We start from the raw sequence: 15,778 nt of genomic DNA, 5'->3' as shown, positions 1-15,778 counted from the left end.
CCTGGCGGGCATTTATTTCAGGATATAAACAGCCTTATTTCAAAATGGTTGAGAATATACCTGAATAAATTTCCCGGGTATAGCGGTTGGAATATTTTTTATCCCCCATGCTTTGTACCCAGCGGATATTGGATATGGAATTGGTCAGGAACACTTCATCCGCATCCAGCAGTTCTTCAACACGGATGGGGGCTTCCCGGACCCTGATATCATTTTCAGCAAGGAGTTTTATTACGTTTTTCCGGGTAACCCCTGCTATACAACCCTCATCCAGCGGCACGGTGCTGATCACTTCGTCTTTGATCAGAAAAATATTGGCTATGGAAGTATCGCATATTCTTCCGGCATCATTCAGTACCACCGCATCGTTCCATTTTTGTTTTTTAGCATGCAGGGCTGCCATTACATAAGGCAAAAAATTATTGTGTTTCAGGTTAGCGAGGCAGTCCCTGCTTTTTCTTGCTTCAGAATAAATGCCCATGGTCAATCCATTGCTGTTCCATTGACCTGCGTTGTCTGGCAAGGCCCAGGTTTGAATAAGATATTCCGGGTTATGGTTTATTTCATCATATAGGCCGCCATTACCCCGGAAGAGGCAAAGCCTGATCCTTGCCAGTTCTTTGTGCCTGTTTTTTTCCAGGAGTTCAAGGATCTCTGTTTTCAATTTACCGGCTGTTAAATGGACCGGTATCCTGAACTGCAGCTGATCTAATCCATTCCACATGCGTTCAAAATGATCATCAGCAAAAAGCAGTTGCCCTTTATGGCTTTTTATTGTTTCAAACAATCCGTCCCCATATCTTAACCCCCTGCTGTTTGCCCCGATAACGTTCCTGTTTTCCTCAAATAATTTACCGTTGTAACTGAAATATTCCATTTGACAAATATACTACAACCTTTTGCTGTCCATTGCCGCCACAAAACAAAGCCCCCGGTAAACCGGGGGCAATTCTTCATTACAGTTTTAGAGACCAGAATTAAAACGAAAACGCATCAATGGCTTTCGTCCAGAATATTATGTTTTACGGCATACATGATCAAACCGGCTGTGCTTTTTGCACCGGTCTTTACTTTCAGCTTATCCCTTATTGCTTCTACGGTACGGGGACTCAGATCAACAATATCTGCGATCTCCTTGGTACTCTTTTCCTCGCACATTAATTTCAGTATAAGGATCTCCTTTTCATTCAAATGGGCTTCCTGCTGCAGGAGCCGGGGCAACGCATCATTTTTTGCTTAAGGTTGGTAAGCAGGGGCTTTGTTGGTAAGGAATTAAAGTAATATTCCTGTTCGAAGCATGTTTTAATGGCTTCGTAAATGATCTCGCTGTCGCTGGTCTTGGTGAGGTAGCTGTTGGCACCTATCTCCATGAGTTTTGTGATCATGCTGTGATCGTCCATCATGGTAAGCATGATGACCCGTACATCGGGGTAAAGTTTCTTTATTTCGGGCAGGGCCGTGATCCCATCCATGATGGGCATCTGTATATCCAGGAGGATAACATCCGGCCTGATCATTTTAAGCATGTTCAGCAAATGCATCCCGTTATCAGCCTCCCCGATCACTTTTACGTCTTTTTTGGCACTTAAGGCCGTTTTAACGCCCGCCCGGTACAGCACATGATCATCGGCAATAATAACCTTGATAGGCTCACTCATATTTTCATTCGGCATCATATTATTTGGCATTTAGGGGTTACGAATACCCCATTATAACGTAGGCCGCAAGTTCAAATTATATCCAGAGATAATAAAGCGTGTAATTACCCTATGTTGGAGATGGGGTTTTTACGAAATCTTCCGCGTGGTTTACCTTTACTGAATTCTATAGGAAAAGGACTACATCTGTTGTAAGCATAAAGGTACTCAGTTTTTCAGGAAATAATTGAAAGAGAATTGATAGATCGGAAGGGAATAATCAATTTCAGGTTGCCTGATGTACCTGTAATAGATCACTTTCAGGTTTACCAGGTTATTTATTTCCACACCAAAACCTATTGAGTATCCATGATACAGGCCGTTCGTGTTGATTGCCGGCAAAAACTCTTTAATGTGTTTTGGATTGGTATAGCAGGCCATATACCTTACTGTCGTCCAGAAAACACCTACATTTTTGGCATTATTCCTTTCCCACGCCCCCGTTTGAAAATACAGTCCGGATGATATAAAACTATTTAAATAATTGGTTGGTCTGCCGGTTTGGGGATCTGTCATTTGCCCGGCCCTGTATCCAGTGAGCACCCGTCCTCCCACATGGTACAAAAAGCCTGTTCTGGTAGGTTTTTGTGTACGCCTGAAATAGATTATTCCGTCAACAGAAATATTTACCAACCCGCTAAGCGGGTTGATATACTGGCTGACCAAATGATCATTACTTCTTTGTAACCCCCCTGAATTACTTTGATTCTGAAAATTATTGTTGGAGACCCCGCCATATATCGAAAGAGGAAATGCAAATTTACCCGGCTCGCCGATAAACAACCGGATAAAGCGGGCAGATGCATTAACCTGTCCATTATTTACGATGTCTATAAAACCAGATGTAAAGATCTCAGGCTTGTGATCACGGTTTACAATAAGGCTATCCCGCTTTTTCTCCGGTATCTGACAAAACATAAAGGAACAAACAAGAATCTGAATAATAGAAAGACAGATGAATTTATTCATATCCTGAGATAAATTCTTAAAAGGCAGGGCGATACAGGACTCCATACCACCCTGCCATAATGAATTGATTTCTGTGAACTAGCTGCAAGGACCTTGAGAGCATTTTATCCCTGAACCAGCCTGTTAAACCTATTTAAATTGCAGCTGAATAGCTTAGTCAATAATGGCACGATCCTGAACCGGATCCCATTGCATTATTCATGCAAGATCCGGGCGCAACAATGAATAACAGGAGTTAGTTTTGATTCCGGCCGCCACATCCCGATGTTTATTTCCTGCTGACTCATTTCCTTTTTTTAAACGGATTCCCCGCTATTAAATAAATGACCACGATGACCAGTGTCGTAAGGAATGTAACAGCAAAGCCGGGAAGACTGATGTCAAGGATAAACATATGCTCAGGTTAACGATTTTATATAGGTATTCAACTCCTCCTTTTGTTTTACACTGAGTGAATCGATCAAATTTGAATACGCTGCCAGGATCTGTGAAAAATCAGAATTATCAATTGAAATTTTCTGGCCGGTCAGAACATAGCGGGACCGGATGTTCAGAAATGTGTTTTCCAGTAAGTCTGATTTTATTCCCTTGCCCCGGAAGAAATCAAAAAGAAGGTTGAACTTTTCAAATGAGAACCGGATCCTGGCATCCGGATTTAACACGCCAAAATTTGAAGTACTGACCAGGCTAGGATTCGTATTGTTTTGATTTGTGCAGGTTGCAACACCCCAATAACAACCACAGGCACCGGTCTGCGTGTTCGGATTCCAGCAGATACAGCAATCGCTGAACAGGCAATTGGAGGTGCATGTTGAATTGCTGGGAGCAGTGCATGTGCACGTGGGGGCAACAAAATCCTGGCAGTAGGCTGAAATCGCCAGGATCACAGTGGCAATGAATACGCTTATACTCTTTTTCATTTTAATACGGTTTTATCATTAAGTTGAAGAGGCCTTTGCCCCGTACACAGTTCAACGCTGTGTCTTACCTCCAGTATTTAAGGCGCTGTGTCAGAAATAATTCCGCCTTTACCTGATAAAGGGGTTAAGGCGGCGGTTTGCCTCTTATTGCAAGGTTCAATTGCTTCATAAAGGGGGTACGGATTAAAATCTGCAGCAAAAATGACAACCCTGATTTTTAAATAAAAGGGAAAAACAACAGAAAAAAGGGGGATTTTCCAAGAAAAACTATTCGGAAAGATGAGTAGTATTGTGGAGAAAAAAAAGCAATTTGAAACTACATTATATCATAGTATTATTTGGCACAGGTGTAATTTTAATGGCATTTTTCGTAGCCATTTTTTTTTCAAAAAAAGAAAAACCCTTCTATTTTAAATACATTTTCTATTTATTATATTGGGACTTTTATTATCAGCCAACACTATCAAAAGCAATAGTACTGCTTGGCTTTTTAATAAGAAAATTTCAATCTACATTGAACAGCTATTATTATTACTTCAGTGCTTAATGCTTGGTTTATTCTTTCTTGAGATACTTAAGATTTCGAAATTTGTAAAGAAAGTAAAATTGCTTCTATTTTTATCAGTACTCTTGCAATGTATCTTGATAATTAATGTCAGACTAACAAACACTGAAATTAGACCCGCAATTATACCTAATTTATTTTTTCTTGCTCTTTGTTTTCTCTATATCAGAGATCTAATGACAAATAAGCCAACATTAGTGCTTGTAAAATCTTCCGCTTTTTGGATAGTCATGGGAATATTTTACTCATCTTCTATTGGCTTCCCTGTAAATTCTCTAATTTCATTTTTTCCTAGGGATCAGCACATTATTAATTTACGATTACAAATCTTTTCAATTGCAAATATGGCCGTATAGTCCTTTATCTTTTTATTATAAAAAGTTATTTATGCTTAAAGCACCCACAGAATTTTTAGTGGTATTTATTATAATTTCAGTAATTCTGATTCTTTGCTTGGTTGTATTTATTACAGTAATCATTTACCGTTACCAGCAGAAACAAAATGCTTATTTCAAGGATCTCGAAGCACTTAAAATATCCCATCAGAATTCCCTTCTCCAATCCCAGTTGGAAATACAGGAACAGACCTTTCAGAATATTTCCAGGGAGATCCACGATAACATTGGCCAGAAACTCACATTGGCTAAACTTCATTTAAATACACTTAGTTACAGTAATATTGACCAGGCCAATTTGCAGGTCAACGATTCTGTAAACATGATTTCTGAAGCTATAAACGACCTGAGCGATATCAGCCGGAGCATGAACAGTGATATCCTCTTAAACAATGGCCTGATCAAGGCGCTGGAATTTGAAGCGGCCCAATTGATAAAATCGGGTAAGTATACAATTGACTTTTCTGTAACCGGAAATCCTGTTTTCCTGGATGCCAATACCGAACTGGTCCTTTTCCGTATTGCACAGGAAGCATTGAACAATATTATAAAACATGCCGGCGCTTCTGCCATAGATATACTTTTACATTATGACAACTGTTCATTGACGATGATCATCAAGGACGATGGGAAAGGTTTTTACACCGGTGAGCATTCCTTTGGAACCGGTTTGCCGAACATGAAAAAGCGGGCCGCTGCATTAAAAGGCAACCTGGTGATCAGCAGTACCCCGGATGTATCCACGCAGATAAAAATTGAAATACCACTTTATGAAAGAAACAATCCCATATAAACTCATCCTTGCCGACGACCATATCCTGCTCCGGGATGCCCTGGCGAATCTTATCAATAGTTTTGATGAGTTCCGGGTCATTGCCACGGCCGGCAACGGGGAAGAAGTAAAACAGGCGATCGGAAACGGCAACCGGCCTGATATTATCCTCATGGACCTGAACATGCCCGGATCAGACGGCTATGAGACATCGGAATGGCTGCAGGAAAATCACCCGGAAATAAAAGTAATGATCCTGACCATGTACGACAGTGAAATGGCGCTGATACGGCTCCTGCGTATTGGCGTGAACGGCTTCCTTAAAAAAGATATCCATCCTTCCGAACTGAGAAATGCCTTACTGACGGTATCGGCAGGAGAGTATTATTATTCCAACCGGACAACCGGCAAGATCGCTTCTTTATTCCGGAAGAACCAGGAAAAGAGATCACCGATCGAAAATGCGATCCTGAATGATACGGAGATCAGATTCCTGAGACTGGTTTGCACCGATATGACCTATAAGGAAATTGCCCATGCCATGCACATGACCCCCAGGAATATAGACACGTACCGGGATGCCTTATTCGATAAACTGGATGTAAAAAGCAGGGTGGGACTGGCCATCTATGCCATCAGGAACGGGATTGTGATCTTTTAGATCTATTCGATGAGCTTATTACGCATGCCGTACATGATCAGTCCACCGATGGTCTTGGCATCCACCTTGGTCTTCATGTTCTGGCGTATGGTTTCAATGGTGCGGGGGCTGAGAAAGATGATCTTGGAGATCTCCTCTGTTGTTTTATCCTCGGCCAGCAGTTTTAAGATCTTGAGTTCCTTTTCGTTGAAGTGAACAGGGGTATTGCTGCCGTAATGCTGCCGCACGTTTTTCTTCTGCATCAGTTTACCCATCACGGCCTTGTTGACCAGTTCATTGAAATAAAAATCATCGTTCATGCAGGTGAGAATGGCCTCGTATATCTCTTCGGGATCCGTGGTTTTGGTGAGGTAGGCATTTGCCCCCATTTCCATCATCTTGCTGATCATTTGCTGGTCGTCGTACATGGTAAGTACAATGATCTTGATGTCCTCGTATTCCTTCCGGATGAGCTGGATGGCGTTGATCCCGTCAATTTCGGGCATCCTTATATCCATCAGCAACACTTCCGGCTTTTTAATAGCGATCTTATGCATCATGTCCTTCCCGTCCTCGGCTTCCCAAAGCATTTTCAGGTTCTCCTTTCCGGAGAGGGCCATTTTAATGCCGTCACGGAAGATCTTGTGGTCATCGGCTATCGCGATCTTAATGATGTGGTCGTTACGCATGGTATTCTCTAAGGGGGGTTAGTAAATCCTGCTCAAGTTACAATTTTCATCTTATTTCAGCAATTTGGCCAAAAAAACACACGGGGCCTATTCCATAATTAATTGATTTTCAAAAGAACGCGAAAAAATACTTAGTAATTTTACTAGCCAACTTCATCGTTGATCTACCTGCCCATCCTGTACTTATACCCGTTCAGAAAGTAAATATTACAATTGCAAAATAGGGCACAAATGCTCTTTCACAGAACCCCGAGCCTATATACTTTTGTACCAGTTGATTGACATTGGTTCACTACCTGTTTTATATCCAAATATCCAATAGAAATTAAGAAAATTTCCAATTATCCAACGAAGAACCTGTTTGTGCTTGTGTTGCCAGTGTCAATCAACTTTTCTTTAAAAATTCCGTTTGGATCCAATATAAAATACTGAAAAACAACTATTCGGGCTTTTACAAGCATGAGTAAGAGCCCGGTATTACAGAAACCCTGTTTGATCCGGTATCCTGGAAACCACCTAATTAACTTCATAGGGGCCTCCGCGTAAACCCCCATAACCCGATAGTAAAATTGCTATGGTAAAGTTACGATTTACTCCATAGTAATTTTACTATTTTATTTTAGTATATTTACCCTAAATTTTGAAGTTAATTTACTAACATATTATTTCCAAACCCTTTCTGGCATTGAATTTGACATGATTTAACAGGAATGTCCTATGACCTAGGGGGTTGCTAAGGTTTAGCTTTTGGGAGAAGTTTACATCTCAAATTACTTAGAAACCTTAAAACTAAATTATTATGATTTACGGAATTATCGATTTACTGGTTGAGTGCTTTGCTTAAGCGTTTGAAGCAATTAATATTTTTGATTTCAAAATCCAATGGTTATTTTTGATAAAATAATCATTTTTTATTTCACAAAGTCTTAGATATATTACTTTTGCTTCTGAATTATTACCTTTTCTTTTTTGCCTAATTTATTATAAGCAAATAATTACAAAAAAGAAGAAGGTATTTTTTTTGTATGCATTAACAGTTTCATTGCTTGTAATAATCGGTTATACTTTCCGATATATATACGACGACAGATTTAGTTATTATTTCGTAGTAAGAATTTATAATATATTTGAATATTGCTTACTTGCATATTTCTTTTCCTTACATGTAAAGAATGAGATAATTAAGAAAATTTTATTATTCTCTTCTATACCATTTACCATATTTTGTGCTTATGACTTTTTAACTGAGAAAGTCTCCGGATTACCTTTTGTACCCCTTAGCGTTGAATATATTGTTTTACTTCTTTTCATTATTTATTATTTTTTTGAGGTAATGCAAGAAATGCTTTTTGAGCCAATATATCAAAAAGCTATATTTTGGGTATCCGTCGCATTCATTATCAATTTTTCCGGAAATTTCTTTTTGTTTCTATATTCCATGAACAGTTTTAATGATGAAACATTTAGGAAACAATATATTATTATTTACACAACTGTTACCGTGATTAAAAATATACTTTTATCTATTTCTATAATTATTAAAGAAAATAATGAACCTGTATCTGCTCCTCACCTTCCTTTAGATATCGATTTAGACAATTTTCATCCTATTAAGAACAAACCATAATAGCAAAACCTACAATGTATTTTTTACAAGCGACCAATAATTCTGCAGGAATAAACACAACTTTATTTCTAGGAACTTTGGGCATGCTCACTCTTGCCATAGCCATTGTGGGTTTCGTAATTTTCCACCAGCGCAAAGTGATCCGGTATAACAGCCAGTTAAAGAAATTAGAGGAAGAGAAGCAACAGATACTGTTAAATGCCTCCATACGCTTCCAGGAAGAAGAGCGTAACCGCATTGCTGCCGACCTGCATGATGATGCCGGCCCATTGCTGGCCACCGCCCGGCTTTACCTGAATGAGAACCTGGTAAACCAGGAAAAAGCCCAGCAATTACAAAGTATTTTCAGCGCCAAACAGATACTGGATGACGCCATCCTGCTGATCCGTAATATCAGTCACAGCCTGATGCCCCCCACCCTTAAGAATTTCGGACTGGAAAGCGCTTCTACCGACCTGTTCCAGAAGATCGGCGCCAGCGGAAGCCTGAACGCAAGCGCACGTTTTCATGATTACCGCACCCGCCTGAAAGTGGAACAGGAACTGCTGGTCTTCCGGATCATACAGGAACTGGTAAATAATATCCTTAAACACAGCAATGCCGGCTTCATTCACCTGACACAGAATGTGAGCGGCAAAAAAATGTATTTCCGTATTCATCACGATGGTACCGGTATCGTACAGGCCGATTTTGAAAAACTGAACCACAGCACGCTTGGGCTTGGTTTAAAAAACATTGCCAGCCGTATCAAAGTCCTCAACGGAAGGATATTCTTTGAAATTGATCCAAGCCATACCTATTACAAGGTAACCATAGAAATTCCCCGGGAACCAGCCATTTAAATACCCGGTTCAGGCATGATTTTGGCCGGATTGATCTTCAACCGGAACATTTACACCGGCTAATCACTTATTTACGGGTGAATTTGAATTTTCTTTTCTTAATTTTACGACACTGCCGTAATTATGAATGAAATAAAAGTTGCCATTGCGGATGACCACAAGATCTTCAGGAAAGGAGTGATCCTTTCCATGCGGTCTTATACCAATATCAAGTTCGTTATGGAAGCCGATAACGGGGAAGACCTGCTTGCGAGGATACCGGAAGCCCAGCCTGATGTGATCCTATGCGACCTGAAAATGCCTGTAAAGGATGGCATCGATACCACCAAACTCATTACCAAGAACTACCCCAATATCCGGGTCATCATTCTTACCATGTACGAAGATGAGCGTTTTGTGGGGCATTTAATGGACTGTGGTGCTGCCGGCTACCTTCTCAAAAGCACCGAACCGTCTGAGATCAAAAAAGCCATTATAGATGTAATGCGGACCGGGTTCTACCTGAACCCATTTGTGAATAAGGTACTCATCAAAAAGAATTACTCCAAACAGAAATTCAATCCTACCCTTACATCGGAAGTGGTATTGAGCGAACGGGAAAAAGAGGTGCTTACCCTGGTCTGCATGGAATTTACAGCAGCCGAAATCGCCGCAAAAATGGATATCAGCGCCCGGACAGTAGAAGCGATCAAAGACAGGCTGATGGAACGGTTTGGCGTTAAGAACTCTGTAGGACTGGTGTTCTATGCCATGAAGAATTCGCTGATAGACTAGTACCGCTTAAAACAACCCAAATAAAGTAGAATCTATATTGGTGATCACCTGCCCAAGGTGTTCCTCATTTTCTGCAAATTTATTCTTATCCGCATCAACGATCAGTAAAGGGCCTTCTTTGTAATTATCGATCCAGTTATTATAGAACTCATTCAGCTTTTTTAAATAATCCAGCCGGATGTTCTCTTCATATTCCCTGCCCCGCTTTTGTATTTGTGCCACCAGCGTAGGTACGGAGGCTTTCAGGTAGATCAGCAGGTCCGGCGGCTGCACCATTGTTTTTAATGTCTCGAAAAACTTATAATAGTTATCAAAATCCCGTTTGCTCATCAAACCCATATCATGCAGGTTGGGAGCAAAAATATTCGCATCCTCATAAATGGTCCTGTCCTGGATCACCGTTTCAGTACCCCGGTGAATTTCCAGTAATTGATTAAGGCGGCTGTTCAGGAAGAATATCTGCAGGTTGAAACTCCAGCGGGGCATGTCTTCATAAAAATCATTCAGATACGGGTTATGATCCACGTCTTCAAACTGGGGGATCCACTTGTAATGCTTGCTCAGCATTTCCGTCAAGGTCGTCTTACCGGCTCCAATATTCCCGGCCACTGCAATATGCTTTGGTTTTTTTGTCTTTGCCATGCCCTATCCCCTAAAGGGAAACTTTAGTTAATAAAATTCTTGCCCGTTTACCTGATATTAATGTTTGAAAGTATGCAAACTTAGCAATATCACAAATATATTTTCTCCTTTTATTCCCTCTGGAGAACGGGGGTCAATAATACTTTAACCCCATCGCTTCCCGCACCAGTTTCATCGTGGCATGGGCGCTTTTGTTGGCTTTTTCTGCACCCTGTTCCATGATCTGCTTAAGCCCCTTTTCATCATTCAGAATAGCATCTACCTTGTTTCTTATGGGAGCTATGAAGCCAACCATATCTTCGGCAAGCTGCTTTTTCATATCCCCGTAACGGATACTGCAGTTGTTATAATCCGCTTCAAATTTTTGCATCACATCTGCACTGCTCACTAGTTTCATCAATAAAAAGATGTTCTCGATATAATCGGGCTTGGGGGAACCGGGTTCTGTTGGACCGCTGTCGGTCTTTGCCTTCATCACTTTTTTCCGGATCAGTTCATCATCATCCGCAAGGTATAAGGTCGCCATCTGGTTTTCGCTTTTGCTCATTTTGCCTGCCCCGTCAAGGCTTGGCACTTTAACCAGTTCCTGGTTAAAATTAAATGCCAGTGGCTCCGGGAAAACCTCGCCATAACGGTGATTGAACCGGTTGGCGAATGTACGGGCCATTTCCAGGTGCTGCTCCTGGTCTTTACCTACCGGTACATACCGGGCACGATGCAGAAGGATGTCTGAAGCCATTAAAACGGGATAGGTCAGTAACCCGGCGTTTACATTTTGCGGGTTCAGCCGCACTTTATCTTTGAAGGTGGTTGTTTTTTCCAGTTCCCCTTTATAGGCCATCATATTCAGGTAGAGATAAAGCTCCGCCGTTTCAGGTACATGGCTCTGGCAATACAATGCCACTTTATCCGGGTCGAGCCCGGAGGCGATATTTTCGGCCAATACCCGGTGAACATTTGATCTCAGTTCCTTCGTATCCGGGTGGGTGGTCAATGAATGCAGGTCGGCAACCATGAAATAACATTCAAATTCCTCCTGCATTTTCACATAGTTACGGATAGCCCCGAAATAATTTCCCAGGTGCAAAAAACCGGTGGGGCGGATCCCACTCATTACTATTTCTTTCTTCTTTTCCATAAAACTTTGCCACAGTTTCGTCTTACACTGTCGGATGGCGAAGATAACGAAAGTCGATAGTGAATGGTCATTGGCGCTCTAAAAATTAGCTGCCGTTCAAATAAAAAGCAAAACCAGTAAAGCCAAAACTGACCTATATTTGTTTTATGGAAGTAAACGACGCGTTGGTGGATAAACTGGCTCACCTGGCCCGGCTGAAATTTGACGACACCGGGAAGGCTGCCATCCGGAATGACCTGCAGAAAATGATCCGGTTTGTCGACAAACTGAACGAACTGGATACCACCGGTGTTGAGCCTTTGTTGCACATGAGCGATAACCTGAACATCCTGCGGGCCGATGAAGTAAAAGGAAGTATTTCCAGGGAAGATGGTTTAAAAAATGCCGCTGTCCATGATGAACATTTTTTTAAAGTGCCCAAAGTCATTAAAAAGTAGTTAATCAGTATACACGTATCTACTAACGGATTAACCAATTAACAGATCAACGAATTAACAGCATGCAAAGCATCATTCATCTCGAGAATATCCGCAAGAGTTACTACCTGGGCAAGCACGAGCTTCAGGTATTAAAAGGTATTTCCCTGGACATTTTCAAGAATGAGTATGTAGCCCTGATGGGACCAAGCGGTTCAGGGAAATCAACGCTCATGAATATCCTGGGCTGCCTCGACAGCCCCTCCGGCGGAAAATATCTTCTGAATGGGAAAGACGTAAGCCGCATGCCCGATAATGACCTGGCCGAAGTGCGCAACAAGGAGATCGGTTTCGTTTTTCAGCAGTTCAATTTATTGCCCCGGCTGACAGCAGCAGAAAATGTGGCACTCCCGCTCGTTTACAGTGGTGTAGGCAGAAAAGAAAGACAGGAAAGGGCAATGGAAGTTCTGAAAAAGGTAAAACTTGATGACCGCAGCCACCATAAGCCCAACGAACTGAGTGGCGGACAAGCCCAGCGGGTTGCCATTGCCCGGGCATTGATAAACAACCCCTCTATTATTTTAGCAGATGAACCAACCGGTAACCTGGATTCAAAAACCTCTTACGAGATCATGGAGATACTGAGTAAGATCCATATAGATGGAAATACCGTCATCCTGGTCACACACGAAGAAGATATTTCGCACTATGCCCACCGGGTCATCCGGCTGAGGGACGGGGTCATTGAAAGCGACAAAGTGAATGAAAATCCACTGTCGGCTGCCGTTCCAGCCTGATTAATTGCCTTGCACTAAACTAATCCCGGTAATTTTTGTTGCTTTACATACCAAAAGCAGGATACAACATGGCCATTAAAATATATACCAAGACCGGAGACCTGGGAAAAACCAGTCTGATCGGAGGCACCAAGGTTGCCAAAAGCAATATCCGCATTGAAGCATACGGCACGATCGATGAGCTGAATTCCTTTATTGGCTTAACTGCCGACCAGCTTACGCATGAACATTCAAAGAATATCCTGAAAGAGATACAGGACCGCCTGTTCACCATTGGGTCTTCCCTGGCCTGTGATCCGGACAAAGAACCTTTATTGAAAATACCCGACCTGGAAGAAACCGATATCGAACTGCTGGAAAGGGAAATTGATACGATGAATGACGAACTTACCCCGATGAGATCTTTTATTCTTCCGGGCGGACATACAGCCATTTCCACAACACATGTTACCAGGTGCGTATGCCGCCGTGCCGAAAGGCTTTGTGTAAATATGCAGGAGCATGAACTTTTTGTAGAGCCGCTTGTGATAAAATACCTGAACCGCCTGAGCGATTATCTTTTTGTATTGGCCAGGTATGCCGGGCATTTATCGGGAGTAGAAGATATTCCCTGGAAACCGAGGGTTAAATGATCCTCCCGTCTTTCATGTGCAATACCCGGTCACTCATTTTTGCCAACTCTTCATTATGTGTTACAATCAGGAATGTCTGATCAAAACGGTTCCGCAGGTCAATGAACAACTGGTGAAGTTCCCGGGCATTGGCACTATCGAGGTTCCCTGTGGGCTCATCGGCCATAACAATGGCCGGCCCGTTTACCAGCGCTCTTGCTACCGCTACCCGTTGCTGTTCACCGCCTGAAAGTTGCTGGGGTTTGTTATCCACCCTGTCGCCAAGTCCTAAAGTTTTCAACAATTCCGTTGCTTTTATTACCACTTCTTTCTTTTTAGTACCGGCAACCCAGCCCGGGATACAAACATTCTCCAATGCGGTAAATTCCGGTAAAAGATGATGAAACTGGAAAACGAACCCGATATGCTTGTTCCGGAAAGCAGCCAGCTTTTTCCCGGAAAGGGTCTCAATGTGCTGATCATTCAAAACGATATTTCCCTTGTCTGCTTTGTCCAAAGTGCCCAGGATATGCAGCAGGGTGCTCTTTCCGGCGCCGGATGAACCAACAATGCTTACGATCTCGCCCTTGTTAATGGATATATCAACACCCTTGAGCACTGCCAGGTTACCGTATTGTTTATGAATATCTGTTGCGGTTAACATACCCCGAAAATAGCTAATAATTGCAAGTTTTGGCTGCACGGCACAAGCCCCGGGCTAAATAGCATGTCTGATAAAATAAATTCCGGAAAAAGCCGTTTAAAAAACACTTTTGGTTATTTCGTACGAACCTATACATTTGCAAAAAAATAAACCCTTTAGAAGATGTTTTGGACCTTAGAATTAGCCTCTCATTTGGAAGATGCCCCCTGGCCTGCCACAAAAGATGAACTGATCGATTATTCGATCCGTAGCGGCGCCCCGATTGAAGTAGTGGAGAATTTACAGGAACTGGAAGATGAGGGGGAGATGTATGAAGGCCTGGAAGATATATGGCCCGATTACCCGAGCCAGGAAGACTTCTTCTTTAATGAAGATGAATATTGACCCACCCCCCTCCGCCCCCTAAAGGGGGAAACTTAGAGTCTGAAAATTTTATAGCCTGATATTGTTTAAAAAGTGAGAGCCTTTCAATTTTTGAAAGGCTCTCACTTTTTTATTTTCGTGAATTGTTTAAGATCTTGAACTCCAGGTTCCCCCCTTTAGGGGGCGGAGGGGGTTTCCATCTTCTCGATCACGGCCTCGGTAACCCCGGTAAAAGAGAACCCACCATCGTGGAAGAGATTCTGCATGGTTACTTTCCGGGTCAGGTCGCTGAACATCATCACGCAATAATTGGCACACTCGTCTGAACTGGCATTGCCCAAGGGACTCATTTTCTCAGCATAATCCATGAAACCATCAAATCCTTTTACCCCGCTCCCGGCCGTGGTACGTACCGGCGATTGAGAGATGGTATTTACCCGAACGTGTTTTTTAACCCCGTAATGATACCCAAAACTCCGGGTGATACTTTCCAGCAAGGCCTTTGCATCCGCCATTTCATTATAATCCGGGAATACACGCTGTGCAGCAATATACGTTAGCGCTACCACGCTGCCCCATTCATTGATCGCATCCATCTTCATAGCCGTGGCAAGTACCCGGTGCAGGCTTACTGCTGAAATATCAAGTGACTTGGAATTGAAACCATAATCGATCTCGGTATAGTGCTTTCCTTTGCGCACATTTATGCTCATGCCGATGGAGTGCAGGATAAAATCAACGCCGCCGCCAAAATGCTCCATGGATCTGGTGAGCAGGTTGGCTACGTCTTCATTGCTGCTTACGTCACAGGGAATAACGGGCGCTTTAACCACTTCGGCCAGTTTATTGATCTCCCCCATACGCATGGCAACCGGCGCATTGGTAAGCACCAGTTCGGCCCCTTCTTCATGGCATTTCAGCGCCGTTCGCCAGGCAATGGACCGTTCATCCAGCGCACCGAATATGATTCCTTTTTTTCCTTTCAGCAGATTATGAGACATAGTAGCCTGTTTAGTGATTTAGGGGTAAAAATAACAATCTTATCTTTTAAAGAAAAAATCTTTATAGTGATTTAATACCAGGCCGAAAATAAATACCCATACCACAATGCATGCCAGGTGAGCCAATACATACATGATGAAGAATGCCACAGAACGCTTCGGATCGATCATTCTTTTCAATAAAACATGCGTAAGATAAGCCAGGATGGTTGCGGTGAGAATAAGCAGTAAGACTCGCGGGTTGTACAATGCTGAT

Annotated in this window: 18 protein-coding genes and 1 pseudogene; 9 read left to right on the top strand and 10 right to left on the bottom strand. The window is 42.3% G+C overall.

What is annotated here, in order from left to right; genetic code table 11:
• Window positions 1–34: 34 nt before the first annotated feature.
• The 4 genes and pseudogenes from IPJ02_13750 to IPJ02_13735 form a co-directional block, all read right to left on the bottom strand.
• Complete coding sequence (locus IPJ02_13750) at window positions 35–877, bottom strand: aminotransferase class IV family protein (protein MBK7376575.1); 843 nt, start codon at window positions 875–877, stop codon at window positions 35–37.
• Between the two features lie 116 nt (window positions 878–993).
• Window positions 994–1,673 (bottom strand): annotated as a pseudogene (locus IPJ02_13745) (response regulator transcription factor).
• A 192-nt stretch (window positions 1,674–1,865) separates the two neighbouring features.
• Window positions 1,866–2,666, bottom strand: a complete 801-nt coding sequence (locus tag IPJ02_13740; protein ID MBK7376574.1) for a hypothetical protein — start codon at window positions 2,664–2,666, stop codon at window positions 1,866–1,868.
• A gap of 398 nt (window positions 2,667–3,064) precedes the next feature.
• On the bottom strand, window positions 3,065–3,586 hold the full coding sequence (locus IPJ02_13735) for a hypothetical protein (protein ID MBK7376573.1): 522 nt from the start codon (window positions 3,584–3,586) through the stop codon (window positions 3,065–3,067).
• Between the two features lie 1,132 nt (window positions 3,587–4,718).
• Between IPJ02_13735 and IPJ02_13730 the strand changes: the two genes are divergently transcribed.
• Both IPJ02_13730 and IPJ02_13725 read left to right on the top strand, forming a co-directional pair.
• Window positions 4,719–5,339, top strand: coding sequence for a sensor histidine kinase (locus tag IPJ02_13730; protein ID MBK7376572.1), 621 nt, complete (start codon window positions 4,719–4,721; stop codon window positions 5,337–5,339).
• The gene (locus tag IPJ02_13725; protein MBK7376571.1) at window positions 5,317–5,979 is read left to right on the top strand and encodes a response regulator transcription factor; all 663 of its coding nucleotides are present in this window, start codon (window positions 5,317–5,319) and stop codon (window positions 5,977–5,979) included. Before IPJ02_13730 ends, IPJ02_13725 begins: the two co-directional genes overlap by 23 nt.
• Window positions 5,980–5,981: 2 nt before the next feature.
• On the opposite strand, the gene IPJ02_13720 is transcribed toward IPJ02_13725, so the two are convergent.
• A complete protein-coding gene (locus IPJ02_13720; protein ID MBK7376570.1) occupies window positions 5,982–6,647 on the bottom strand; it encodes a response regulator transcription factor in 666 nt (221 codons plus the stop codon).
• Window positions 6,648–7,980: 1,333 nt separating this feature from the next.
• On the opposite strand from IPJ02_13720, the gene IPJ02_13715 reads away from it, so the two are divergent.
• The 3 genes from IPJ02_13715 to IPJ02_13705 all read left to right on the top strand — a co-directional run bounded on the left by IPJ02_13715 (window position 7,981) and on the right by IPJ02_13705 (window position 9,890).
• Entirely contained in the window at window positions 7,981–8,274 is a 294-nt protein-coding gene (locus IPJ02_13715; protein MBK7376569.1) for a hypothetical protein, read from the top strand.
• A 14-nt stretch (window positions 8,275–8,288) separates the two neighbouring features.
• A complete protein-coding gene (locus IPJ02_13710; protein ID MBK7376568.1) occupies window positions 8,289–9,116 on the top strand; it encodes a two-component sensor histidine kinase in 828 nt (275 codons plus the stop codon).
• A 123-nt stretch (window positions 9,117–9,239) separates the two neighbouring features.
• The gene (locus IPJ02_13705; protein MBK7376567.1) at window positions 9,240–9,890 is read left to right on the top strand and encodes a response regulator transcription factor; all 651 of its coding nucleotides are present in this window, start codon (window positions 9,240–9,242) and stop codon (window positions 9,888–9,890) included.
• A 6-nt stretch (window positions 9,891–9,896) separates the two neighbouring features.
• Here IPJ02_13705 and IPJ02_13700 read toward each other — a convergent pair whose 3' ends face one another.
• On the bottom strand, window positions 9,897–10,532 hold the full coding sequence (locus tag IPJ02_13700) for a deoxynucleoside kinase (GenBank protein ID MBK7376566.1): 636 nt from the start codon (window positions 10,530–10,532) through the stop codon (window positions 9,897–9,899).
• Window positions 10,533–10,665: 133 nt separating this feature from the next.
• The gene (gene trpS / locus IPJ02_13695) at window positions 10,666–11,670 is read right to left on the bottom strand and encodes a tryptophan--tRNA ligase (protein MBK7376565.1); all 1,005 of its coding nucleotides are present in this window, start codon (window positions 11,668–11,670) and stop codon (window positions 10,666–10,668) included.
• A gap of 146 nt (window positions 11,671–11,816) precedes the next feature.
• Here trpS and gatC point away from each other — a divergent pair, with 146 nt between their 5' ends.
• From gatC to IPJ02_13680, 3 genes are all read left to right on the top strand, one after another.
• Complete coding sequence (gene gatC, locus IPJ02_13690; GenBank protein ID MBK7376564.1) at window positions 11,817–12,107, top strand: Asp-tRNA(Asn)/Glu-tRNA(Gln) amidotransferase subunit GatC; 291 nt, start codon at window positions 11,817–11,819, stop codon at window positions 12,105–12,107.
• Window positions 12,108–12,178: 71 nt separating this feature from the next.
• Window positions 12,179–12,883, top strand: a complete 705-nt coding sequence (locus IPJ02_13685) for an ABC transporter ATP-binding protein (protein MBK7376563.1) — start codon at window positions 12,179–12,181, stop codon at window positions 12,881–12,883.
• A 68-nt stretch (window positions 12,884–12,951) separates the two neighbouring features.
• Window positions 12,952–13,515 (top strand): cob(I)yrinic acid a,c-diamide adenosyltransferase, encoded by a 564-nt coding sequence (locus tag IPJ02_13680; protein ID MBK7376562.1) that lies wholly within the window; start codon window positions 12,952–12,954, stop codon window positions 13,513–13,515.
• Here the strand turns inward: IPJ02_13680 and IPJ02_13675 are convergent.
• Window positions 13,508–14,158 (bottom strand): ABC transporter ATP-binding protein, encoded by a 651-nt coding sequence (locus tag IPJ02_13675; GenBank protein MBK7376561.1) that lies wholly within the window; start codon window positions 14,156–14,158, stop codon window positions 13,508–13,510. The genes IPJ02_13680 and IPJ02_13675 overlap by 8 nt on opposite strands.
• 162 nt (window positions 14,159–14,320) lie before the next feature.
• On the opposite strand from IPJ02_13675, the gene IPJ02_13670 reads away from it, so the two are divergent.
• Window positions 14,321–14,542, top strand: coding sequence for a DUF2795 domain-containing protein (locus IPJ02_13670; GenBank protein ID MBK7376560.1), 222 nt, complete (start codon window positions 14,321–14,323; stop codon window positions 14,540–14,542).
• 155 nt (window positions 14,543–14,697) lie between these two features.
• On the opposite strand, the gene IPJ02_13665 is transcribed toward IPJ02_13670, so the two are convergent.
• A complete protein-coding gene (locus IPJ02_13665; GenBank protein MBK7376559.1) occupies window positions 14,698–15,522 on the bottom strand; it encodes an enoyl-ACP reductase in 825 nt (274 codons plus the stop codon).
• Between the two features lie 39 nt (window positions 15,523–15,561).
• A complete protein-coding gene (locus IPJ02_13660) occupies window positions 15,562–15,771 on the bottom strand; it encodes a hypothetical protein (GenBank protein ID MBK7376558.1) in 210 nt (69 codons plus the stop codon).
• Window positions 15,772–15,778: the final 7 nt, after the last annotated feature.

This window comes from Chitinophagaceae bacterium (assembly GCA_016710165.1).
Lineage (GTDB): Bacteria > Bacteroidota > Bacteroidia > Chitinophagales > Chitinophagaceae > Ferruginibacter.
Note: the sequence above shows the minus strand (reverse complement) of the source record. Positions and strands in the feature narration are given on the sequence as shown.

What these genes read in the sequence shown, in the direction of transcription:
- gatC (MBK7376564.1), top strand. Translation starts at nt 11,817, where the DNA reads ATGGAAGTAAACGACGCGTTGGTGGATAAACTGGCTCACCTGGCCCGG.
- IPJ02_13700 (MBK7376566.1), bottom strand. Translation starts at nt 10,532, where the DNA reads ATGGCAAAGACAAAAAAACCAAAGCATATTGCAGTGGCCGGGAATATT.
- IPJ02_13720 (MBK7376570.1), bottom strand. Translation starts at nt 6,647, where the DNA reads ATGCGTAACGACCACATCATTAAGATCGCGATAGCCGATGACCACAAG.
- IPJ02_13740 (MBK7376574.1), bottom strand. Translation starts at nt 2,666, where the DNA reads ATGAATAAATTCATCTGTCTTTCTATTATTCAGATTCTTGTTTGTTCC.
- IPJ02_13675 (MBK7376561.1), bottom strand. Translation starts at nt 14,158, where the DNA reads ATGTTAACCGCAACAGATATTCATAAACAATACGGTAACCTGGCAGTG.
- IPJ02_13705 (MBK7376567.1), top strand. Translation starts at nt 9,240, where the DNA reads ATGAATGAAATAAAAGTTGCCATTGCGGATGACCACAAGATCTTCAGG.
- IPJ02_13665 (MBK7376559.1), bottom strand. Translation starts at nt 15,522, where the DNA reads ATGTCTCATAATCTGCTGAAAGGAAAAAAAGGAATCATATTCGGTGCG.
- IPJ02_13680 (MBK7376562.1), top strand. Translation starts at nt 12,952, where the DNA reads ATGGCCATTAAAATATATACCAAGACCGGAGACCTGGGAAAAACCAGT.
- IPJ02_13725 (MBK7376571.1), top strand. Translation starts at nt 5,317, where the DNA reads ATGAAAGAAACAATCCCATATAAACTCATCCTTGCCGACGACCATATC.
- trpS (MBK7376565.1), bottom strand. Translation starts at nt 11,670, where the DNA reads ATGGAAAAGAAGAAAGAAATAGTAATGAGTGGGATCCGCCCCACCGGT.
- IPJ02_13670 (MBK7376560.1), top strand. Translation starts at nt 14,321, where the DNA reads ATGTTTTGGACCTTAGAATTAGCCTCTCATTTGGAAGATGCCCCCTGG.
- IPJ02_13735 (MBK7376573.1), bottom strand. Translation starts at nt 3,586, where the DNA reads ATGAAAAAGAGTATAAGCGTATTCATTGCCACTGTGATCCTGGCGATT.
- IPJ02_13750 (MBK7376575.1), bottom strand. Translation starts at nt 877, where the DNA reads ATGGAATATTTCAGTTACAACGGTAAATTATTTGAGGAAAACAGGAAC.
- IPJ02_13710 (MBK7376568.1), top strand. Translation starts at nt 8,289, where the DNA reads ATGTATTTTTTACAAGCGACCAATAATTCTGCAGGAATAAACACAACT.
- IPJ02_13715 (MBK7376569.1), top strand. Translation starts at nt 7,981, where the DNA reads ATGCAAGAAATGCTTTTTGAGCCAATATATCAAAAAGCTATATTTTGG.